Origin of the sequence: Micromonospora sp. NPDC049049, assembly GCF_040649115.1 — a bacterium.
In the GTDB taxonomy this organism is placed as follows: Bacteria; Actinomycetota; Actinomycetes; order Mycobacteriales; family Micromonosporaceae; genus Micromonospora.
The window spans coordinates 54,706-74,741 of the sequence record NZ_JBEZEX010000021.1 but is presented as its reverse complement, the minus strand read 5'-3'; the positions used below and the strand labels follow the sequence as shown (position 1 = coordinate 74,741).

General features: G+C 70.6%; 23 protein-coding genes. 11 read left to right on the top strand and 12 right to left on the bottom strand.

Annotated elements, in window-relative coordinates; genetic code table 11:
• Positions 1-85 precede the first annotated feature (85 nt).
• Complete coding sequence (locus tag AB0B68_RS21515; protein WP_357262075.1) at positions 86-1,288, top strand: MFS transporter; 1,203 nt, start codon at positions 86-88, stop codon at positions 1,286-1,288.
• On the opposite strand, the gene AB0B68_RS21510 is transcribed toward AB0B68_RS21515, so the two are convergent.
• Complete coding sequence (locus tag AB0B68_RS21510) at positions 1,285-2,496, bottom strand: MFS transporter (protein ID WP_357262072.1); 1,212 nt, start codon at positions 2,494-2,496, stop codon at positions 1,285-1,287. The genes AB0B68_RS21515 and AB0B68_RS21510 overlap by 4 nt on opposite strands.
• 72 nt (positions 2,497-2,568) lie before the next feature.
• On the opposite strand from AB0B68_RS21510, the gene AB0B68_RS21505 reads away from it, so the two are divergent.
• Positions 2,569-3,411 (top strand): LysR family transcriptional regulator, encoded by an 843-nt coding sequence (locus AB0B68_RS21505; RefSeq protein ID WP_355006962.1) that lies wholly within the window; start codon positions 2,569-2,571, stop codon positions 3,409-3,411.
• Between the two features lie 16 nt (positions 3,412-3,427).
• Here AB0B68_RS21505 and AB0B68_RS21500 read toward each other — a convergent pair whose 3' ends face one another.
• Together AB0B68_RS21500 and AB0B68_RS21495 are read right to left on the bottom strand one after the other, a co-directional pair.
• A complete protein-coding gene (locus tag AB0B68_RS21500; protein ID WP_357205951.1) occupies positions 3,428-3,883 on the bottom strand; it encodes a hypothetical protein in 456 nt (151 codons plus the stop codon).
• Positions 3,880-4,281, bottom strand: a complete 402-nt coding sequence (locus AB0B68_RS21495; RefSeq protein ID WP_357205948.1) for a DUF6069 family protein — start codon at positions 4,279-4,281, stop codon at positions 3,880-3,882. The genes AB0B68_RS21500 and AB0B68_RS21495 overlap by 4 nt, the downstream gene beginning before the upstream one ends.
• Before the next feature lie 191 nt (positions 4,282-4,472).
• Here AB0B68_RS21495 and AB0B68_RS21490 point away from each other — a divergent pair, with 191 nt between their 5' ends.
• The gene (locus AB0B68_RS21490) at positions 4,473-5,573 is read left to right on the top strand and encodes a histidine kinase (RefSeq protein WP_357262068.1); all 1,101 of its coding nucleotides are present in this window, start codon (positions 4,473-4,475) and stop codon (positions 5,571-5,573) included.
• Positions 5,570-6,223, top strand: coding sequence for a response regulator transcription factor (locus AB0B68_RS21485; RefSeq protein WP_357262065.1), 654 nt, complete (start codon positions 5,570-5,572; stop codon positions 6,221-6,223). Before AB0B68_RS21490 ends, AB0B68_RS21485 begins: the two co-directional genes overlap by 4 nt.
• Before the next feature lie 13 nt (positions 6,224-6,236).
• On the opposite strand, the gene AB0B68_RS21480 is transcribed toward AB0B68_RS21485, so the two are convergent.
• Complete coding sequence (locus AB0B68_RS21480; RefSeq protein WP_357205941.1) at positions 6,237-6,707, bottom strand: VTT domain-containing protein; 471 nt, start codon at positions 6,705-6,707, stop codon at positions 6,237-6,239.
• Positions 6,704-7,297 carry a CDP-alcohol phosphatidyltransferase family protein gene (locus AB0B68_RS21475; protein ID WP_357262062.1) on the bottom strand — a complete coding sequence of 198 codons (594 nt, stop codon included), beginning with the start codon at positions 7,295-7,297 and terminating at the stop codon, positions 6,704-6,706. The genes AB0B68_RS21480 and AB0B68_RS21475 overlap by 4 nt, the downstream gene beginning before the upstream one ends.
• A 138-nt stretch (positions 7,298-7,435) precedes the next feature.
• Between AB0B68_RS21475 and AB0B68_RS21470 the strand changes: the two genes are divergently transcribed.
• The 3 genes from AB0B68_RS21470 to AB0B68_RS21460 all read left to right on the top strand — a co-directional run bounded on the left by AB0B68_RS21470 (position 7,436) and on the right by AB0B68_RS21460 (position 10,173).
• Positions 7,436-8,542 carry a sensor histidine kinase gene (locus AB0B68_RS21470; protein ID WP_357262059.1) on the top strand — a complete coding sequence of 369 codons (1,107 nt, stop codon included), beginning with the start codon at positions 7,436-7,438 and terminating at the stop codon, positions 8,540-8,542.
• On the top strand, positions 8,539-9,186 hold the full coding sequence (locus tag AB0B68_RS21465; RefSeq protein WP_357262056.1) for a response regulator transcription factor: 648 nt from the start codon (positions 8,539-8,541) through the stop codon (positions 9,184-9,186). Before AB0B68_RS21470 ends, AB0B68_RS21465 begins: the two co-directional genes overlap by 4 nt.
• A gap of 123 nt (positions 9,187-9,309) precedes the next feature.
• Positions 9,310-10,173, top strand: coding sequence for a TIGR03620 family F420-dependent LLM class oxidoreductase (locus AB0B68_RS21460; protein ID WP_357205930.1), 864 nt, complete (start codon positions 9,310-9,312; stop codon positions 10,171-10,173).
• A 66-nt stretch (positions 10,174-10,239) separates the two neighbouring features.
• On the opposite strand, the gene AB0B68_RS21455 is transcribed toward AB0B68_RS21460, so the two are convergent.
• Positions 10,240-11,145 (bottom strand): oxidoreductase, encoded by a 906-nt coding sequence (locus AB0B68_RS21455; protein WP_357262052.1) that lies wholly within the window; start codon positions 11,143-11,145, stop codon positions 10,240-10,242.
• Between the two features lie 37 nt (positions 11,146-11,182).
• Here AB0B68_RS21455 and AB0B68_RS21450 point away from each other — a divergent pair, with 37 nt between their 5' ends.
• The 3 genes from AB0B68_RS21450 to AB0B68_RS21440 all read left to right on the top strand — a co-directional run bounded on the left by AB0B68_RS21450 (position 11,183) and on the right by AB0B68_RS21440 (position 13,615).
• On the top strand, positions 11,183-11,626 hold the full coding sequence (locus tag AB0B68_RS21450) for a MerR family transcriptional regulator (protein WP_355006974.1): 444 nt from the start codon (positions 11,183-11,185) through the stop codon (positions 11,624-11,626).
• A 151-nt stretch (positions 11,627-11,777) separates the two neighbouring features.
• A complete protein-coding gene (locus AB0B68_RS21445; protein WP_355006975.1) occupies positions 11,778-12,134 on the top strand; it encodes a hypothetical protein in 357 nt (118 codons plus the stop codon).
• Between the two features lie 185 nt (positions 12,135-12,319).
• Positions 12,320-13,615 (top strand): GAF domain-containing protein, encoded by a 1,296-nt coding sequence (locus AB0B68_RS21440; protein ID WP_357262048.1) that lies wholly within the window; start codon positions 12,320-12,322, stop codon positions 13,613-13,615.
• 163 nt (positions 13,616-13,778) lie between these two features.
• Here the strand turns inward: AB0B68_RS21440 and AB0B68_RS21435 are convergent, their stop codons facing one another.
• Entirely contained in the window at positions 13,779-14,921 is a 1,143-nt protein-coding gene (locus AB0B68_RS21435) for a glycosyl hydrolase 53 family protein (RefSeq protein WP_357262045.1), read from the bottom strand.
• 9 nt (positions 14,922-14,930) lie between these two features.
• Positions 14,931-16,115 (bottom strand): cellulose binding domain-containing protein, encoded by a 1,185-nt coding sequence (locus tag AB0B68_RS21430; protein ID WP_357262042.1) that lies wholly within the window; start codon positions 16,113-16,115, stop codon positions 14,931-14,933.
• Positions 16,116-16,428: 313 nt separating this feature from the next.
• Here AB0B68_RS21430 and AB0B68_RS21425 point away from each other — a divergent pair, with 313 nt between their 5' ends.
• Positions 16,429-17,256 (top strand): SAM-dependent methyltransferase, encoded by an 828-nt coding sequence (locus tag AB0B68_RS21425; RefSeq protein WP_355006980.1) that lies wholly within the window; start codon positions 16,429-16,431, stop codon positions 17,254-17,256.
• Between the two features lie 88 nt (positions 17,257-17,344).
• Here AB0B68_RS21425 and AB0B68_RS21420 read toward each other — a convergent pair whose 3' ends face one another.
• The 4 genes from AB0B68_RS21420 to AB0B68_RS21405 all read right to left on the bottom strand — a co-directional run bounded on the left by AB0B68_RS21420 (position 17,345) and on the right by AB0B68_RS21405 (position 19,952).
• Positions 17,345-17,752, bottom strand: a complete 408-nt coding sequence (locus AB0B68_RS21420; RefSeq protein WP_357262038.1) for a nitroreductase family deazaflavin-dependent oxidoreductase — start codon at positions 17,750-17,752, stop codon at positions 17,345-17,347.
• A gap of 420 nt (positions 17,753-18,172) precedes the next feature.
• Positions 18,173-18,604, bottom strand: coding sequence for a helix-turn-helix domain-containing protein (locus AB0B68_RS21415; protein WP_357262035.1), 432 nt, complete (start codon positions 18,602-18,604; stop codon positions 18,173-18,175).
• 197 nt (positions 18,605-18,801) lie between these two features.
• Positions 18,802-19,089, bottom strand: coding sequence for a hypothetical protein (locus AB0B68_RS21410; RefSeq protein ID WP_357262032.1), 288 nt, complete (start codon positions 19,087-19,089; stop codon positions 18,802-18,804).
• Positions 19,086-19,952 (bottom strand): oxidoreductase, encoded by an 867-nt coding sequence (locus AB0B68_RS21405; protein ID WP_357262029.1) that lies wholly within the window; start codon positions 19,950-19,952, stop codon positions 19,086-19,088. Before AB0B68_RS21405 ends, AB0B68_RS21410 begins: the two co-directional genes overlap by 4 nt.
• Positions 19,953-20,036 lie beyond the last annotated feature (84 nt).

Sequence of the window (20,036 nt, the reverse complement as noted above, 5' to 3'; positions counted from 1 at the left end):
CCGATTTCGCCCGGCCGCCGAGACCCGCGAGCGGAGCGGGGCCGGGCCCTCGATTACGGTGACCCCCTGAAATGGGGGGTGGATCATGGCACCGGAGATGTCGCCACGAAGGGCCAGGGCCGTGCTCGTCACGCTCTCCCTGGCCGCGTTCGCGTTCATCACGACCGAACTGCTGCCCGTCGGTCTGCTGACCCGCATCGCGCCCGATCTGGACCGGTCCCGCTCACAGGTGGGCCTGCTGGTCAGTGGGTACGCAATCGTGGTGGTGCTGGCGTCCGTGCCGCTGACCCGACTGACCCAGCGGGTCCCCCGGCGGCACCTGCTCGGCGTCACGATGCTCCTCTTCGCCGCCGCGAACGCCGCCGCCGCGCTCGCGCCGACGTACGCCGTGCTGGCCGGCACACGCCTGGTGACCGCCCTCGCCCAGGCGCTGTTCTGGTCCGTCGCCACGGCGACCGTGATCGGGCCGTTCCCGGTCGCGGTGCGCGGTCGGGCGGTGGCGCTGTTCGCGACCGGGGCGACGCTCGCCCCGGTGCTCGGCGTACCCCTCGGCACCTGGCTCGGGCAGCAGGCCGGCTGGCGGGCGGCGTTCGCGGTGCTGGCCGGGATCGGGGTGGTGATCGCCGCCGCGGTGCTGCTCCTTCTGCCCTCCTATCCCCCGGCCGCCGGCGGCGCCGCCCGGGGCAGCGCACCGGACGGCCGGCGCTTTGCCGTCCTGCTGACCGCCACCGCCCTCGGCATCGGCGGCTTCATGACCCTGCAGACCTACGTGACACCGTTCCTGCTCGACGTCAGCGGCTTCGCCGACGCGGTGCTGGCGCCGTTGCTGTTCGTCTCCGGCGCGGCCGGCGTCGTCGGCACCCTGGTCGCGGCCCGGACCCTGGACAGCCGACCGATCGCTTCGCTGCTGACGCCGCTGGGCATCGGTACGGCCTCGCTGCTCGGACTGCACGCGCTCGGCGCGCTCAAGCCGGGCGTGGTCGCGCTTCTCGCCGGGATCGGCCTCGCGTACGCGGCGTTCGGCTCCGCAGTACAGAACCGGATGCTGCACCTGGCCCCGGGCAGCACCGACATCGCGTCGGCCGGGGTCAGCGTCGCCTTCAACGCCGGCATCGCCGGCGGATCACTGCTCGGCGGTGCCCTCCTGCCCGCCTCGGGGGCACGCCCGCTGGCGCTCGCCGGCGGACTGCTGACGCTGGCCGCGCTCACGCTGCTCGCCGTGGACGCCCGTCGCCACCGCACCACACCCGCCAGCCGTGTCTCCGACCTCCATGGACAGAACACCTAGAGCGCTGGCCGACCTGCGGTGGTCCCCGGCATCGCCCGGCGACGTTGTCGCGCGGGTGATCGGCCGGACAGCAGGTATCCGGTCCCCGCGGCGGCCAGGCCGGCCAGACCGGCCGCCGCGAAACCGGCCGCCGGCACGGAGAAGTCGATCGCCACACCGATGAGCGGGGATCCGAGCGCGAAACCGGCGCTCTGCGCCGACGACTGCAGACCCGTCACCTCGCCGCGTGCGCCGGGCGGCGCCAGGCGGCTCACCGCGTCGGCCACCGAGCCGAGGGTCGGCGCGGTGAGGAGGCCGCTTCCCACGACGGCCACGCACAGCCAGGGCCAGTCGTGGGCCAGTCCGGCGGGAATCGTCACGAGCCCGAGCAGGGCGAGCAGCAGCCAGGTGGGCAGCGGCCGGGTCAGCGCGCCGTAGACCAGCCCGCCGATGACCGATGACACGCCGAACACCACGACGACCACCGCGGCCCAGGACACCTGACCCGCCTCCCGCAGCGTGGCGACGATGGCGAGATCGATGCCGCTGAGCAGCGTCGTCGTCCCGAACGCCATCGTCAGCGCGGCGACCATCCTCGCGCTCAACCACTGCCGCCGTGGGGGTCGTTCCGCGGCGGCGGCCTCCGCCTCGTCCCGGGCGTGCATCGGTGGGTTGAGCACGGCGATTCCGACGCCGCCGGCCAGGATCGCGGCGCCGACCCCCCAGGCCACCACGTCGGGGGACACCGTCGCCGCGCCCAGGATCACCACCGCCGGCCCCACGATGTACGACAGCTCGCCCTGCACGGCTTCCAGCGCGAACGCGGCCCGGCGCTGCTCCGACGTCGTCATCGCGGCGATCGCCTGCCTGCTCACCGCCTGGGCCGGCACCATCAGCAGGCCCGCCCCGAAGCTGGCAACCAGCAGGAACCCGTACGGCAGGACCGGCACGCCCAGCCAGAACACGACCTGCGCGCCGGCGGTCACCAGTAGGACGGGACGCAGGCCCCGCGAATCGATCATGCGGCCGAGCAGCGGCCCGCCCAGTGCCACTCCGGCGGTCAGCGCCGCCGCGACCCCACCCGCTGCCGCGTAACTCAGTTCCAGGCCGAGGACGACGAAGAGAGTCAGCGCCATCACGTCGGCGGTTATCGCGGTACGGGCGAGCAGTGAGACGCCCAGCAGCGGTGCCATCCCTGGCACGGCGAGCACCTGCCGGTAACTGGTCACCCGTCTGACGCTAGCCCCGCCCGCACGCCATAAGAAGACGTCATCTTGTTGAGGCTGGCATAATGAATCCTTATGGCAAGGGACCTGGAGACCGCCCTGCTGCGGTCGTTCGTCGCCGCCGTACGGGAAGGCAGCATCAGCCGTGCCGCGACCGCGCTCGGGCAGACCCAGCCCGGCCTCAGCCAACAGCTGCGCAAGCTCGAAACCGTCGTCGGTCGACCGCTGCTGCACCGGTCGTCGTCCGGTGTCTCACCGACCCGTGCGGGCGAAGAGATCCTGCCGTACGCCGAACGCATCCTCGCGCTCTCCGCACAGGCACTCGCCGAGACCGGCCGGGCGCTCACCGGCCACTGTGGCGTCGGGTTGCTCGAAGACCTCGCCGCGTCCCACCTTCCGCAGGCCCTCGCCGACCTCGCCCGGCTGCATCCCGGCGCGACGCTGGAGGTGCTCAGCTGCTCCAACGCCGCCATGCGGGAGGCGTACGACGCGGGACGCGTCCAACTCGTGCTCGACGCCGTACCGGACATTCCCGGACCGCCGCGCTGGACGGTGCGCGCCCCGCTGGTCTGGGCGACCGGGCAGGGTGTGGACGTGGCCGCCGACCCGCTGCCGGTGGTGCTCTTCTCCAACCCGTGCTCCTGGCGTACGTCGGTGCTGGACGCCCTGGAGCGTGCCGATCGGCGTTGGCGGGTGGCCTTCGAGAGCAACAGCCTGGTCGGGGTGCTCGCCGCGGTACGGGCCGGGCTCGGCGTGGCGGCGCTCATGCCCGCGAACCTCGAACCGGCCATGATCTGCCGGGACACCGATGCCCTGCCCGTCCTGCCGGACGTCGAGTTCGGTCTCGCCCGGCACCCCCGCACCGATGGTGATCCGCTGATCGACGCCGTGGAGACAGTGCTCCGTCGCCTCGTCTGAGCACGCGCCTGAGCGGTCACCCACTCGCCCCGCTGACGACCGCCATCATGATCAGGAAGCGTCGCCGCCGCTGACTCGTCAGCGCGAAACAGGCGGTGAGCACCACCAGCTCCAGTTCGGCCCACTCACCGGTGACGTCGACGCGGATCGGCCCGCCGCGTCGACCGGGGAGGCGCACCGCGAGGCGGTGCCCGTCGCGTACCAGTTCACCGCCGCAGCGACCGGGCGCCCAGTGGGCCACCCCGCCGGGCCCTGGCACGTGCGACCGGCGCGGGTCGAGCCGCACCGGCACGCCGTGCTCGCCCCGGGCGGTGAACCCGATGCGTCGGCGGTCGGTCGGTGCGACAGTCCAGCGGCCCGTGCCGGTGCGGATCTCGCCGCACCGCCAGGTCCAGCCGGTACGCAGCGAAGCGCGCGCCCCGGAGTCGAGGACGAAGGCCCCGTCCTGTTTGCGTACGGTCAGCGTGGTCATCGGCTCGCCGTGCCCGGGCGCGACCGGGGCAGGCCGAGGATGAGGATGACGCCGACGCTCACGTGCAGCAGCGCGAGGGTCGCCTTCGCTCCCCCGCCGACGCCACTCGGCGGCCCGAGCACGAGTGACAGCAGCAGGACGGCGACCGCGATCGAGGTCCACCAGACGCGGGAGCGGTTGGTGCGGCGTTCCAGCACCGCGAGCAGCGCCCAGCCGGCCAATGCCGCGACGGCGGTGGCCACGATGACCGCTGCCACCGTGATCTGTCGGGTCGAGTTCGCCGACCTGACCGCCAGGTCGACGCCGGCCGCCGAGCGCAGGAGCGCGAACTCGACCACCGCCACCACGATCGCGCCGGCCGTCACCGCGGCCCGTCCCAGGAGAAGGTTGTTTGTCATGGCCTGAGTCTGTGGACCTGGCGGGGCCGGACGCGTCGGTCCAGAAGCCGCTGCGGGTACGTCCGCTGGCGGCCAGGCGTACTACCAAAGGAGGTGGTCCTGCCTGCCGCGAGCCCAGTAGCGTGCGCCATGTGGATGCGGCGATGTGCGAGGTCAGGCCGCCGCGGACGTGGCGTTCCGTCCCGGTGGTCGTGACGACCGTGGCGATCGGCGTCCTCGTCGCGACCATGCTGTGGTCCGCCACCCGCTCCAGCTCCGCCGGCCTGGTCGGCCTCGACGTCGCGCTGGCGGTGGCCTCCCTGGCCCTCGTCCCGGTGGTCGTCCGCCGCCCGCAGGTCGGTGGCGTGCTGGCCGGCCTGCTCGTCGCGCTGTCTCCGGTGGCCACGCCGGTGGCCAGCTTCGCGGTGCTGTTCATCGCGCGTAACCGGCCGTTTCGGCAAGCGGCGGCGGTGGCGGCGGTCGGCGTGGCGGGCGAGGCGGTGCAGGCGCTCTGGCGGCCGGTGCCCAGCCTTCCGTACGGGTGGCGGCTGGTGCTGATGACGATCGCCTACGCGGCCCTGCTCGGCTGGGGCACCTGGGCGCAGGCCCGCAACGCCCTGCTGGCGGCGCTGCGGGACCGGGCCCGACGGGCCGAGCGGGAGCAGGAACGACGGGTCGACGAGGCGCGGGCGGCGGAGCGCAACCGGATCGCGCGGGAGATGCACGACGTGCTGGCCCACCGGCTGTCCCTGCTGGCGGCGGCTGCCGGCGCGATGGAGTACCGGCCGGACGCGCCGCCGGAGCGGCTCAGCGCTGCCGCCGGGGTGATCCGGGCCTCCGCACACCACGCCCTCGACGAGCTGCGCGAGGTCATCACCCTGCTGCGCAGCGACGACACCGAGTCGCCGACCGACGCGCCACCCGGGCAGACCCTCGCCGACCTGCCGCGCCTGGTCGACGAGGCGCGGGCCGCCGGGCAACAGATCGAGGTCGACGACCCGTTCGGCCCGCCGGTCGAGATCCCAGCGACGGTTGGCCGCACCGCGTACCGGATCGCGCAGGAGGCACTGACGAACGCCCGCAAACACGCCGCCGGTCAGCCGGTCCGGCTGGTGCTCGGCGGCGCGCCCGGCACCGGGCTGAGCATCGCGGTGAGCAACCCGACCACGCCCGACAGCGGTGCCGCCGGTAGCGCCGGTACCGGTCTGATCGGCCTCGCCGAGCGGGCTGCGCTCGCCGGCGGTCGGGTCGCCCACCACGTCGACGCCGGAGGTCGGTTCCACCTCACCGCGTGGTTGCCGTGGCCGAGGTGACGGCTCCGATCCGGGTCGTCATCGTCGACGACGATCCTCTCGTACGGGGAATGCTCACGCTGATGCTCGACGGCGCCGACGGGATCGTCGTGGTGGGCGAGGCCGCCGACGGCGCGACGGCAATCACGGCGGTGGATCGGCACCTGCCCGACGTGGTGCTGATGGACATCAGGATGCCCGGCGTCAACGGCATCACCGCCACCGAACGCCTGCGCCGCCGCCATCGGCCACCCGAGATCATCGTGCTCACCACGTTCGACACCGACGAGCACGTGCTGCGGGCGCTTCGAGCGGGCGCGAGCGGCTTCCTGCTCAAGGACACCCCGCCCGAGCAGATCAGCCAGGCGGTCCGCTCGGTGGCGGCCGGCAACCCGATGCTGTCGCCGGGCGTGACGCGCCGCCTCATGCAGCGGGTCGCGTCGGGGGCCGAGTCCTACGAGCAGGCGCACAAGCGGTTGGCCCTGCTCACGCCCCGGGAACGCGACGTCGTGCTGGCCATCGCGCAGGGGCGCTCCAACGCCGAGATCGCCAGCGAGCTGCTGATGAGCGTGACGACCGTGAAGGCGCACGTCTCGCACATCCTGACCAAGCTGGACCTCGACAACCGCACCCAGATCGCCCTGCTCGCCCACGACGGTCGGCTCCTCTGACGGGGAGCCGGGGTCAGGCCAGCACCGCTGGCAGCACGAGCAATGCGAAACGGATCACCCGCCCGGCGAGGCAGGCGACGGCGAACTCCCAGCGTCGAAGGCCCGCGGTGCCGGCGGCGAGGCTGACGACGGCCAGCGGTGGAACTCCGACCGCGGCAGAGGCCAGCACGGTCGGCAGGGCCGTGCGGCGGCGGGAGAGCCAGCGTCGGATCGGCTCGGTCCACCGCGCGGCCCGAGTCGCCGCGCGACCTGACTTCGCCCGCTTCGCGATCTTCAGGGCCAGCCGCCCCGACCCACGACGCGCCGACTCGAACAGCAGCAGCTTGCCGGCGGTCTGCCCGAGTGCCAGGGCGAGCACGGCGACGAGAGCGTGGCCGCCCCGCTGCCCGGCGACCACGGCGTAGGCCTCGGCGTTGACGATCGGGACGAGCGCCGACGCGACACCGTAGCCGAGCGCCACCACGGCCTCGACGAGGCTGCTCATGCCCGGCCGTCCCGTTCGAGCAGCCGGACCACCGCGGCGACCGACCACAGCTTGACCGCCACGACGGCGACGGCCACGCCCAGCGCGAGCAGGTACTGCCCGAACGCGATGGCCCCGATGACGCCGGCGGTGTTGGCGACCTTGGCCAGCGGCGACCAGTTCAACGCCCACACCCGTCGGTCGACCACATGGAAGTAGTTGGGGCTGAGCACCGGCCAGCACAGGAACGCCAGCGACAGCATGGTGTCCAGCACCAGGAACGAGAGCAGGAAGACCACTGCCACGACCGCGACGTCCGGCACGAGGGACACCAGGCCGACGCAGAGTACGGCGGTGCACGCCCGGTCGCTCACGATGTCGAAGACGGCCCCCGCCCGGGTCTCCTGGCCGAGTCGGCGGGCAGCCCAGCCGTCGAGCACGTCACCGAGCCAGTAGATACCGTACGATACCGCCATCAATGCCACCGACCCGGAGACGAGGGCCACGATCCCGACGGCGACAGCGGCGACCGTGCGAACGGCGGTGATGTAGTTGGGAACCGTACGAAGCGGGCCGACGGTCATGGCAGCGCGGGAGTCGACGAGAGTCACCTCCGCAGAGTCGTCCGGCGAGCGTTCTCGCGGAACGTGCCGCGGTGCCGTTCTGGTTCCGAGGGCGGTACCGGGGTGCCGGCCGATCCGGTACCCGGGTACTGGCCGGTCTTCCGGCCCGTCACGGAGACTGTGCTGGTGCTGACTGGAATCCGCGAACGGCTGCGCGACCCCGGGCGGGTGCGCCGGCTCGCGTACGGTGCTACGGCTTTGATCATCGTGGCCGTGGTCACCACCGTCGAGGACGGCGTGTCCGTGCCGGCGGGCTGGGCGTGGCTGGTGCTGCCGGTCGGCCTCGGGGCCACCGCGCTGCGCCCCCGATACCGCACCCTGGTCTTCGCGGTCTGCGCGGGTTTCGTGGCGATCGTGAGCACCGGAGAGTCGGTGCAGCTGGGCCTCGCCGCAGCCGGCCTGGTGTTCGTCTCGGTCTGCGAGGACCCGGCCCGAAACCCATGGCTGGGGTGGGTGGTTGGCCTGATCGGCGCGGCCGGCGCCCTCACCATCGCGCTGCTCAACGAGCGAGGGGTGTACGAGCAGCCGCTCTTCTTCGTGACGGCCGGCTACCTTGTCGCGGTCCTGTTCCGATCGTGGTCACGTGGCTTCGCCCTGGCCCGGGAGACAGGTGAGCTACGCGAGGAGGCGGCCTGGCGCGAGCAGCGTGCCAACCTGGCCCGCGAGCTGCATGACGTGGTCGGCCACCACGTCACCGCGATGGTGGTGCAGGCCGAGGCGGGCCAGCTCAGTGACGATCCGGGGGCGGCGCTGCGGGCGATCGCGGGTAGTGGCCGCACCGCACTGAGCGAGCTCGACACGCTCGTCGTGCACCTGCGCGATCCCACCGCGTCGATAGCGGTGAGCGCGCCGCCGCGCCTGTCCGACATCGACGAGCTGCTCGCCCAGCCGCTACGTCAACAGGGCGTGACGGTGCGGGTCGAGCTGGACCCCGACCCGGGCCTCGACGAGATCGGTGTGTTGACCGCCTACCGCATCGCCCAGGAGGCCCTCACCAACATCGCCCGGCACGCGAGAGCCACGGCGGCCTGGGTCGAGCTGATCCGGGTCGGCGACCATGTTCGCCTGCGGGTCAGCGACGACGGCATCGGCCCACCCCGCGCAGCCACGAGCGGCTCGGGACTGCTCGGCATCGGGGAACGCGTCTCCGCGCGCGGCGGGAGCTGGGAGCTGAGCCAGCGCCCCGGCGGAGGCACAGTGGTGCAGGCCAATCTTCCGGTGGTGAACCCGTGATCCGCGTCGCGGTCGCCGACGACCAGGAGTTGGTCCGGGACGGCTTCAGCCTGATCCTGCGATCTCAGCCCGACATCCAGGTCGCGGCCGAGGCCGCCGACGGCCGGCAGCTCCTCGACGCGGTGCGGCGCGACTCCCGCATCGACGTAGCCCTCGTCGACATCCGCATGCCGGTACTCGACGGCCTGCAAGCCACCCGTGAGCTGGCCAAAATCCCACACTCGCCGGCCGTCATCGTCGTCACCACCTTCGACGACGACGCCTACGTCCTGGACGCCATCGCCGCCGGCGCACGCGGGTTCCTGCTCAAGCGGTCCAGCGCGCGCGACCTCATCGCCGCGGTGCGCACCGTCGCGGCCGGCGAGGCGGTCCTCTCCGCCGAGGTCACCGGCGCCGTACTCGACCGGGTCCGCGCCACCGGGCCGGCCACCCAGGTGGAGTTGGCTGCCTACCAGCTGACCGCTCGGGAGACCGACGTGCTCGCCCTGATCGGCGCCGGGCTCAACAACAACGAGATCGCCGAACGCCTCTACCTGTCGATGAGCACCGTGAAGACCCACGTGACAAACGTGCTGGCCAAGACCGGCAGCCGCGATCGTGTAGGAGCCGCCATCCTGGCGATCCAGGCCGGCCTCACACCGTGACTCAGGAGCTGGCGGGTGCCAGCCGGCTTCCCGGGCTGGCCTGCCAACCGCGGTCAGCCGTCGGGATCAGCCTTGGCGGCGTTACCGGAAGCGGTCACCGGCTGAGGGTCGTAGGGTTCCGGTATGGCACAACGACTCGTGAGCGTATGGCAACCGTTTTTCCTTGCTAGCGAGAGTCAGGGCGCGGCCATCGACGCCGCGACGGAGTTGGAGGGCCTCGGCTACTCCCGAATCTGGTTCTCCGGTGGGTTCGGCGAGAACGTCGCCCCCCGCTTCCGGGAGATCCTGGACGGGACCACGCGCATCGGGGTCGCGACCGGGATCCTCAGCATCTGGCACTCGTCGCCACCCGAGGCGGCGGCGTTCGCCAAGGACGCGGAGCAGGCGCACCCCGGCCGGTTCCTACTCGGTCTCGGCGCCAGCCACGCGGTGGTGGTGGAAAGTGGCGGCACCGACTATCGCAAGCCGTACTCACGAATGGTCGATTACCTCGACGGCCTCGACGCGGCCGGGCTTACGCCCGAGCGGCGCATCCTGGCGGCACTGGGCCCCCGGATGCTCGAACTCTCCCGCGACCGCTCGACCGGGGCGCACCCGTACTTCGTCCCTGTCGAGCACACCGCCGAAGCCCGGGCGGCAATCGGGCCCGACCGGCTGCTCGCCCCCGAGGTCGCCGTGGTCCTCGACGCGGACGCCACCACCGCGCGTGCCACCGCCCGCCAGTACACGAGCGGGTATCTTGCGCTGCCGAACTACACCAACAACCTGCGGCGGTTCGGCTGGACCGACGAGGACTTCGCCGACGGCGGCAGTGACCGCCTCGTCGACGCCCTGATCCCGTGGGGCACCGTCGAAGAGGTGGTGGCCGGGTTGGAGAAGCACTACCAGGCCGGCGCGGACGAGGTGGCGATCCAGGTGCTCAACGGAGGCGACGACACGGCGTTCCCCGCCGACGCGTTCCGCGCCCTCGCCGCGGCCCTGATCTGACCTCCGAAACCCCGGCGGCACGATCGGGGCATGCCTGTGGCGGAAGCGCCGCGACACCACTCAGGCTCACCCGACGAGGTCGAGGCCGGTCAGGTCGGCCGACAGCGCCCAGAGCCGGGCCGCTTCGCCGCTGTCGGTAGGGCTGCCATCGGTGGTGCGACAGTCCACGCAGTAGTCGCCGCCCTTCGCGTCGAGATGGGGTGACGTGGCGGCCCACACCTGGGTCGCCGCGCCCTGCTCGACCGTCTTGAACAGGCCGGGCGCGGGAGTCCCCTCCGCGTCCATCCAGCCGGCGGCGACCATTTCCTCGACCGCGAGGTGTCGTTGCAGAGGGGTGAGGATCCAGCCGGGGTTCACGGAGAAGGCGCGGACGCCGTGCGTCGCGCCGAGCATGTCGAGGTGGCGGGCGAACAGGATGTTCGCGAGCTTGGACTGGGTGTACGCCTCCCACTTGTCGTAGCCGCGGGCGAACTGCACGTCGTCCCACCGGATCCGCCACGCCGGGTCGCGCCCGGAGGCCACCGAGACGACACGAGCCGCCCTGGCGGCGGTAAGGGCGGGCCACAGGAGGTTCACCAGCGCGTAGTGGCCGAGGTGGTTGATCGCGAAATGCGCTTCCCAGCCCGGCCCCACCCGCGTCTCGGGACAGGCCATGACTCCGGCACCCGCGATCAGGATGTCCAGAGCGGGGTGGTCACGCAGGAACCGTTCGGCGAACGCGTGGACGGAAGCGAGGTCGGCCAGATCGAGTTGGTCGACCTCGACCCCGGCCACGTCGGCGAGTGCCCTCCGCGCCGCGTCGGGCCGGCGAGCGGGGACGACGACCCGAGCCCCGGCCTGGGTGAGCGCGCGTGTCGTGGCGAGACCGAGGCCGGAGTAACCACCCGTGACGAGGGCGGTCCTGCCGGTGAGGTGGATTCCGGTGAGGACGTCAGCAGTAGTGCTGTGGGCACCGAACATGGTGGAGGTCATGCCGCGGACGCTAGGTGCTAGACCGAGGTCTAGGTCAATGGCTACGGTCGAGGCCATGGCGGACGGCGGCCTCAGCATCGGGCAGGTGGCTCAGCGCACCGGGTTGACCGTGCACACTCTGCGGCTCTACGAGCGTGCGGGCCTGTTGGCCAGCGACGTGCGCCGCGACGGGTCCGGCAGGCGCGTCTACAGCGCCTGGGACGTCGAGTGGCTGACGAACTGTGTGAAGTTCCGGGCCTCCGGCATGCCGCTCACGACGATCGGCCGCCTGGCCCAACTCGTCCGCGAGGGCAGCGGCAACGAGACCGAACGGCTCGAGCTGCTCCGCGAACACCAACGCCACGTCACCGAGCAGCTCACCCAACTGCAGGACTGCCTCGACCTCATCGACGCCAAGGTGGCCGGCTACGAACGACACCTCACCGCCGGCGCCTCAGGTGATCCGTGGCACGAGCAGCCCCATCCCGCGACGGGAGGATGAATGCGTGATCGGTGACCGGTGGGGCGTGACCCGGAACGAGACGACGCGGTCCTATCCCTGCGACGACTTCGTCGTCTCACCCGCACTCCAGGCATGGCGGGGAGTGTCGGTGTCGGCGCCCCCCGCAGCGGTGTGGCCGTGGGTGGCCCAAGTGAGGCTTGCCCCGTACTCGTATGACTGGCTCGACAACCTGGGCCGCCGCTCACCTCGCGAGTTGCAGGGCCTACCCGAGCCTCACGTCGGCGAGGCGTTCACCACGGCGGGTGGACGGAAGCTGGGAAGGATCGTCTCGGTCGACCCCGGCAGGCAGCTCACGAGTACCATCATGGGCGCCTTCATGTCCTACGTCCTGGTGCCCTGGGAGCGGAACACCACGCGTCTGCTCCTCAAGGTCGTCATGCAGACGCCCCGCTGGGCCGCACCCGGACTGTCCGTCGGAGACCTGATCATGGCGAGACGGCAGTTACTGAACCTGAAGCAACTCGCCGAGCGCAGCCGGCACCGGTGAACACCGGACCGGATCAGGCCGTCGGTCGGGCTCCAGGTTGCGGTGTGTGGTTGACGGGGTAAGACCTGAATGTCGGGCACCTGGGTAGGCTGCACCGGCGGTGGCCCCCTTCCAGGCAGTGGTGGCCACCCGCACCGACCGGTGACACGTTCCCGTATCCGCAGACGAGAGGCGAACCCCCCACCATGACCGCGGTACCAGGCCAACGGTCTACTGCCGCTGCGCGTCCGGCCGCTGCCGAGCAAGCAGCGGAGGAGGACCTGCGGGCGCTGTTCGGGCAGTCCATCGCCGTCTTCGCCTCGCTGGCCGGGCCGGAGCACCTGCTGGAGACGGCGAACCCGGCGTTCTTCGCCACCATCGGCGAAGAGCGGGCCCGGATCGGGGTCGCGCTCGCCGAACTGATGCCTGAACTGGCCGGTCAGGGATTCATCGCGCTCCTGGACCAGGTCCTCCGCACAGGCGAGCCGTACACCGGCCGTGACGTCCGGGTGGTGCTGGGCAGCGGCCCGCAGGCGCGGGAGGCGTTCTTCGACTTCACCTACGAACCGCGCCGGGGCGCCGACGGCACCGTGACCGGCATCCGTGTGCTGGGCGTGGAGACCACGCAGGTCAAGCACGCCCAACGGCTGATGGCCGAACACCGCGCCCTGTTGGAGCAGATCGCCCGCCAGGCGCCCCTGACCGAGGTGCTCGACGGGATGGCGCGCTGCATCGAGAACCTCGCACCGCAGGAGGTGCTCGTCTCCGTGCTGCTCGCCGATCCCGACGCCCGGCACCTGCGCCACGGCGCCGCGCCGAGCCTGCCGGACTTCTACAACCGGGCCATCGACGGCATCGCGACCGGCGAAGGTGTCGGTTCGTGCGGCACCGCCGCCCACCGGCGGGAACCGGTGATCGTCACCGACATCGCCACCGACCCGTTCTGGGACGACTTCCGAGGGCTGGCCGACCAGGCCGGGTTGGCGGCCTGCTGGTCCACGCCGATCCTGGCCCGCGACGGCGGCCTGTTGGGCACCTTCGCGATGTATCACCGCACCCCGCGGGTCCCGCAGGACACCGACCTCGCCCTCACCCGGCTCTTCGCCGGCACCGCAGCCCTGGCCATCGAACGCCACCACATCGAGCAGGCGAAACTCGCCGCCGAAGCGCGCGCCAAGTCCGCCAGTGACGAGCTGGCCAAGGTGCTGCGCGTGGAGCGGGAACTGCGCGCCGAGGCTGAGCAGCGCGCCGCCGTCGCGGCGGAACTCGCCACCCAGATGCGCGCCGCCGCGGCCGCGCAGGCCGCCGCGCCGCACCCCGAGCACTGCCAGCTCGGCGGCGCCGCCGGGTGCACGGCACCAGCCGAGGTCAAGGTCGCCGATTCGTGGGGTGACGCGGCGTGGGGCTGCCCCGCCCACGTCGAGGAGGCCATCCTCAACGTGCGGTCGGTGTTCATCGCCAGCGAGGAACTCGGCGGCCTGACCGCCTACCTCAACCGCTGATCAATCGCGGAGCCGTGGCAGTCCTCCTCGTACCGGTGGTGGAGGAATCTCAGGAGATCTTCCACCCGCCGATTCACCCACGGCCACAAGTGCTTGGTCCTTCAAATTTTCACCAGTAGCCTTTCGGCAGATATCGGTGCTCATCTACCCAGGTCCGACGGGGTCAGGGCGTCCACCGTACGCCCGGGTTCACCCGCCCGGACCAGTCGAAGACCGCCATGTTGTCCCACTGATTACCGGTGCCGTTGATGTTGGCCGGGTCCCAGCCGTTGCCGCGGACGGCGTACCAGGTCGGCTCCCAGTAGAAGACGCCGATGGCTCCCGCGTTGCGGGCGGTGTTCTGCACCCAGTCGAACTCCTGGGCCTGCCCGGACCAGGTCGCGCTGATGCCGTCACAGGTCGCGTCGCCGATGGCGTTCGGCTCGCTGTCCGCGTTGTTCCGGGTGAAGGGGTACGCGGTCTCCACGATCACCACCGGCTTGCCGTACCGCCCACGCAGGTCGACGATGTTGTTGTAAAGGTTCGCCAGGCTGCCGTGCCACATGCAGTAGTACGACTGCGCGGTGATGTCCCACTGCACACCCTGCGCTCGGATGCCGTCGTAGAACCATCGGGCGTTGGCGTTGCTGTCGGCGTTGGCGGTATGGATCATCACCGGGATGCCGCTGCCGCACGCCTTCGTCGCGTTGTAGCCCTGCTTCAGCAGGCCGGCCAGCGGGGCGAAGTCGTTGTTGACGACCTTGCCCTCGTTCCACAGCATCCCGACGTTGATCTCGTTGCCGATCTGCACACTGTCCGGCAGGGTGCCCTGCCCGCGCAGGCTGGAACAGACGTCGTAGGTGAAGGCGTAGACGTCGGTACGCAGTTGGCTCAGGCTGTGGCCGACCCAGGCGGCCGGTTTGTACTGCTTTCCCGGGTCGGCCCAGGTGTCGGAGTAGTGGAAGTCGATGAGCACCTTGAGGCCCTTCGCCCTGGCCGCCCTCGCCTGACCCAGCACCGCGCTCTTGTTGTTGTAGCCGCTGACCGGGTTGTTCCAGACGCGCAACCGGACGTAGTTGACGCCGACGGACTTCAAGATGTCCAGTGGGTCGCGGGCGACGCCACCGCCGTCGTAGTACCTGGCGCCCAGATCCAGGCTGCGCTGCAACGAGGAGACGTCGGCACCCCGCATGGTGAGCGTGTTCGCGGCGGAGGCGGGCGCGGGCGCGCCGCCGAGCGTGCTGGCGACGCCGAGGACGCCGACTGCGACGGCCGCGAGCAGAGCCCTGGCACGGCGGTGGTGGGGTGTGGCCGAATGTGTGTTCACGAGACTCCTTCAGCCCACCGTGCAGGGAGCGCCGTTCAGCGAGAAGCCGGTCGGCGGCGCGTCACTGACGCCCCACCGCCCCTGCACGCCGAAGGTCGCAGAGCCGTTTGGCGCGAGGACGCGGTTCCAGTCGACGTTGCGAGCGGTCACGACGGCCCCGGTCTGGCCGATCGTGGCGTTCCACCCCGAGGTGACCTGCTGGTCCCCCGGGAAGCTGAAGGTGACGAGCCAGCCGTCGATCGGGGCCGTCCCGGCGTTGTGGACTGTCGCAGTGGCCACGAAACCGCCCGGCCACTCGGACTGGTTCCGGTAGGTCACCCGGCAGGTCGAGGGCGGCGGAGTGGTCGTCGTCGTGGGCAGGGTGACAGTGTTGGACGCGATCGACACGTTGCCCACCGCGTCCCGGGCCCGCACGTAGTACAGGTTGCGCAGCGGCACCGACGCAGGTAGCGGCGCCGTGTACGTGGTACCCGGCACGGTGGCGACCAGTTGCGAGGTGAACCAGCCGTCGAACCGGTAGACGTTGTAGCCGAGCACGCCGACGTTGTCCGTCGACGGCGACCAGGACAACGTGCCGGTCGAGGCGGTCACCTCGCCCACTGTCAGGTTCTGCGGCGCGCTCGGAGGGGTGGTGTCCGGGCCGGTGTCCGTCACCGGGGTGACCACTGTCAGCGCATTCGACCAGTTCGAGCGTTGCCCGAGGCTGTCCCGGGCGATCAATCGGAACGTGTACTGCTGGCCCGCCCCAAGGTAGCTGGTGATCGTGGTGCTGGTGACGGCCCCGACGCTGGCGCTGAAGACGATGTCGCCGAACTCCTGGTAGTACGTGATGTCGTACCCGGTGATGGCGCAGCAGCCGGACGTGGCGGCCGTCCAGGTGAGCGTGACCGACGCGCTGCGGACCTCGCTGGCGGTCAGGTTTGTGGGGGCACTCGGCGGAACGGGCGAGGTGCTCGGCGTACTGGACGGCGCAGTCGGCGGTGGCGGGGCGGTCCCGGCCGGCTCTGCGACGGACACTGCGGCCCCAACGGGCGCCGGGGCGATCGCCGGGTACGCGGCGGGCGTCACGGTGCCGGCGTCGGCTGCCGGCGCGGCGCTCAGAGCGCTGGCGAGCACCACCGTCGACAGCACGACGGCGGCCAGCAGACCCGGCCGCGGACGGCCGATCAGCGAGGACGAGGGAGCACCTGTCATACGTCGACGATGCAGCAACAGATCGATGATCGCCAACGTGTCTCACGCCTCGGCCGCTGATCAACCCGGCGCATTGTGGGCCATCGCCACTCCTCTCCCCCATCGCCTGGAGCGTGTCGCTCCGGCGCGGTGTGGCCGTACGTCGCCGACAATCCACTGTGTTCACACCGACGCCATTGATTGCGGTCGAGCGATTCGCTGGGAGCGATACCAGTGGGGCAAAATCCAATGCTTCCGATCGCTACACTCGCCGCAACGCCGGCACCGCCCGCAGAGCCGAGCCCGCGCCAATCCCGATCGAATGGAGACGCCTGTGACCCGCGACAAGGCGGCACCCCCCGGCATCGACCCCAACATTCCCAGCGTGGCCCGGGTCTATGACTTCTTCCTGGGCGGCAAGGACAACTTCGAGGTCGACCGGAAGGTCGCCGAGCACGCCCTGCGGATCACACCGGACGGACCGGCAGCCGGTCAGGCGAACCGGGCCTTCCTGCGTCGAGTGATTCGGTTCCTGGTCACCGAGGCGGGCATCGACCAGTTCCTCGACATCGGATCGGGGCTGCCCACCCAGGGCAACGTGCACGAGGTCGCCACCGAGCAGAACCCGAAGGCTCAGGTGGTCTATGTGGACAACGACCCGATAGTCCTGACGCACGGGCGGGCTCTGCTCGCCGCGGAGGGCACCGCGACGGTGATCCAGGCGGACATCCGGGAGCCGCAGGAGATCCTCAACCACCCTGACGTACGCCGGTTCCTCGACTTCGACCGGCCGATCGGCCTGCTGCTCTTCGCCATCCTGCACCACCTCGGCGACGACGAGGACCCGAAGGCGGTGGCGGCCGCGTTGATCGACGCGCTGCCCTCCGGCAGCTACGTGGCGATCTCGCACTTCCGCGACCCGGGTGAGCGGGACCCGGAGGGCTCCCGCAAGGCCCGCGAGGTCGAGCGGGTCTTCAACGAATCACTCGGCACCGGCCGCTGGCGCACCGACGAGGAGATCCTCTCGTTCGCCGATGGGTTGACGGTGCTGGAGCCGGGTCTGGTGCCGCTGGCCGAGTGGCGCCCAGAGCCGGACGCACCGACTACGGTGCAGACCGACACCTATCACACGTTCGTCGGGCTCCTCGCCCACAAACCGTAGGCGCCGTTTTCTGGTGAGCACGTCGGCGGGGGACGCCCCCGCCGACGTGCTCACGTGTCAGATCTGAACTTGGTTGTACCGACCCTGCCTACGGCGCGGGTTCCAGGACGACGACTGGGATCTGCCGGGTCGTCTTCCGCTCGTAGTCGGCGAAGCCCGGATACGCGGCCTTCTGCGCGCTCCAGATCCGTTCCCGTTCGTCCCCGGCGGCAACTCTGGCGACCAGCTCGACCTTGTCCGTACCGATCTCCGCTTGGACCTTCGGGTTGGCCAGCAGGTTGTAGTACCAGTCCGGATTGCTGGGCGCGCCGCCCTTGGAGGCGAACACGGCATAGCCGCCGTCCACCGTCTGGTACATCATCGGGCTCAGGCGAGGCTGGCCGCTCTTGGCACCGACCGTGTGCAACAGCAGCAGCGGAGCGCCTGCGAACTGACCCCCGACCTGCCCACCGTTGGCACGAAACTCAGCGATGATCTTGTCGTTCCAGTCACTCATGAATTCTCCCCGCGTCCGCGCACCGGCTCCGTCGACACATTCTGACAGTCCCGACGGTGAACGGCAGCGAACGCTTCCGGCGTTGGCGTCGTCGTCGGGCGACCGTTTCTACGTCAAGGACATGCCGGATAGCCTTCCACCGTGCGATACCTCAGCCGGTCGCTTCTCCTTGGCGCGTTGGGTGATGTCGGCAAGGGCGACAGTCGCCTCGGCGGGATGGCCGTGGCCGGTGGGTTGTGAGGTATGCAGGTGCCCGACGATCAGCAGGGTGCCGCCGGGCGGCCGTGCGCGGTGCTCGCGGTCCTACCCGGCTACCCGCCGCCACGTGAAGGGCTCGGTGGAGACGCTCACCGGTACGTTGGCCCGGGACGTCGGCGACGTGGACCCGCAGGGGCTCGGCTGCCCGCCGCGCTTCCCTGTTCAGTTCGCGGGAGTGGCGTGGTCGTACTCGGCGCGATTGGTGGCGACCTCGTCGATGTGCAGTTCGGCCCAGATCTTGAGGCCGCGCATCATCTGGTGCAGGGAGAGGCCCAGCTCGGTCAGCTCGTAGCTGACAGTGACGGGCACGGTCGGTGTCACGGTGCGGCTGACGAGACCGTCGCGTTCCAGGGAGCGCAGGGTCTGGGTAAGCATTTTCTGGCTGACGCCGGCCAGTAGACGCGACAGCTCCGAGTAGCGCATGGGGGTGGGCTCACCGGTGCAGTCGGGGCCGCTGCCGAGTGCGGAGAGGATCAGCGTGACCCATTTGCCGGAGATGCGTTCCAACATCTTGTGGCTCGGGCAAGCGGCTAGGAAGGCGTTGTAATTGCTCTTGTTTTGGTTCCGCTGCTGGGCCGCTGTCGGCGTTGCCATCATGCCCTCCTCGAACCTCGGGGCATGTTACGTCCCCTTGTAGTGCCTGCTCTCTCCCGGGAAGTTGCGCTCTCATGGTGGACCAGGCGTCGGTCAGGTGCCAGTGGGGTTGGTCACAGGACTACTCCGCCTCGCAGCTGTGTGCGGATGAGCGGGCCCCGCCGATGCGGTGCGCCACTCATCCGCACAGTCAGTGTTCAGGAGTGGGCTGCCGCCCATTGGTTGATGAGGTCGGTGGTCTGCGCGGCATTGCCATGCATTGCCAGGTTGTGTGCCGCGCTCTTGATGAGTACGGCGTCGACGCGGGGGGCGTGGATGGTCGCCGAGGACAGCCCGTCGACGCCGACGGCCAGGCGCACGCTCATGGAGCTGTGGCGCGGGTCGCCCGCGTGGGCCGCGGCAGGCGAGGGAGCTGAGGCGTTTATCCCGGCGGCGAGGGCGATTGCGGTCGCGACGGTGGTTAGCCAGAGACGCATCTTCTTCATCGGCTAATCCGATCCAGTTCGACGAGGTCCTCGGCGGACAGGGAAAGGCCCGCGCCCGCGACGTTGTCCCGCAGGTGGGCGACCTTCGAGGTGCCCGCGATCAGGAGAATGTTGGGCGATCTCTGCAGCAGCCAGGCAAGCGCGACGGACATGGGCGTGCTCTGCAGCCGCGCCGCCACCGCTGAGAGCGCCTCGGACTGCAGCGGTGAAAAGCCGCCCAGCGGAAAGAAGGGCACGTACGCGATGTTCTCGGCCGCGAGCCGGTCGATGAGCTTGTCATCGTAGCGGTGAGTGAGGTTGTACATGTTCTGCACGCCCACGATCGGCGCGATGGCCTGCGCCTCGGCGACCTGTTCGGCGGTGACGTTGCTGACGCCCAGGTGACGGATCAGGCCTTCCTGCTGCAGTTCGACGAGGGTGCCGAACGCCTCGGCCAGCGATCCGGGCTGGGGACCTTCGGCATTACCCATACGCATGTTCACCAGGTCGAGGGTCTCGACACCGAGGACCTCGAGGTCCTCGTGGACCTGCTTACGGAGGTCTTCGGGCCGCCGGGCGACGGGCCAACCGCCCTGAGTATCGCGGACAGCTCCGACCTTGGTGGCGATGAACAGCCCCTCCGGGTAGGGCTGCAGCGCCTCTCGGATCAGCTCGTTGGTCACTCGCGGTCCGTAGGCGCCGCTGGTGTCGATGTGGGTGATGCCGAGCTCGACCACCTCGCGCAGTACAGCCACAGCGCCGGCATGGTCGGCGGGGGGTCCCATGACCCAGGGGCCGGCCAGTTGCATGGCGCCGTAACCGAACCGGGTCACCGTCGAGTCCCCCAGCTTCCATCTACCTCCAGGCAGAGAAGCATTCGACATGTCATAGCTCCGTTCTCGTAAAGCCAGGTGATCCTGCTACCTGACCGGGTGCTTCTCCACGATGACAGGGTTGCTCTCTATCAG

Coding starts and splice junctions, on each gene's coding strand:
- AB0B68_RS21515 (WP_357262075.1), top strand. CDS start 86: ATGGCACCGGAGATGTCGCCACGAAGGGCCAGGGCCGTGCTCGTCACG.
- AB0B68_RS21505 (WP_355006962.1), top strand. CDS start 2,569: ATGGCAAGGGACCTGGAGACCGCCCTGCTGCGGTCGTTCGTCGCCGCC.
- AB0B68_RS21500 (WP_357205951.1), bottom strand. CDS start 3,883: ATGACCACGCTGACCGTACGCAAACAGGACGGGGCCTTCGTCCTCGAC.
- AB0B68_RS21495 (WP_357205948.1), bottom strand. CDS start 4,281: ATGACAAACAACCTTCTCCTGGGACGGGCCGCGGTGACGGCCGGCGCG.
- AB0B68_RS21480 (WP_357205941.1), bottom strand. CDS start 6,707: ATGAGCAGCCTCGTCGAGGCCGTGGTGGCGCTCGGCTACGGTGTCGCG.
- AB0B68_RS21460 (WP_357205930.1), top strand. CDS start 9,310: ATGGCACAACGACTCGTGAGCGTATGGCAACCGTTTTTCCTTGCTAGC.
- AB0B68_RS21455 (WP_357262052.1), bottom strand. CDS start 11,145: ATGACCTCCACCATGTTCGGTGCCCACAGCACTACTGCTGACGTCCTC.
- AB0B68_RS21450 (WP_355006974.1), top strand. CDS start 11,183: ATGGCTACGGTCGAGGCCATGGCGGACGGCGGCCTCAGCATCGGGCAG.
- AB0B68_RS21440 (WP_357262048.1), top strand. CDS start 12,320: ATGACCGCGGTACCAGGCCAACGGTCTACTGCCGCTGCGCGTCCGGCC.
- AB0B68_RS21430 (WP_357262042.1), bottom strand. CDS start 16,115: ATGACAGGTGCTCCCTCGTCCTCGCTGATCGGCCGTCCGCGGCCGGGT.
- AB0B68_RS21420 (WP_357262038.1), bottom strand. CDS start 17,752: ATGAGTGACTGGAACGACAAGATCATCGCTGAGTTTCGTGCCAACGGT.
- AB0B68_RS21415 (WP_357262035.1), bottom strand. CDS start 18,604: ATGGCAACGCCGACAGCGGCCCAGCAGCGGAACCAAAACAAGAGCAAT.
- AB0B68_RS21410 (WP_357262032.1), bottom strand. CDS start 19,089: ATGAAGAAGATGCGTCTCTGGCTAACCACCGTCGCGACCGCAATCGCC.
- AB0B68_RS21405 (WP_357262029.1), bottom strand. CDS start 19,952: ATGTCGAATGCTTCTCTGCCTGGAGGTAGATGGAAGCTGGGGGACTCG.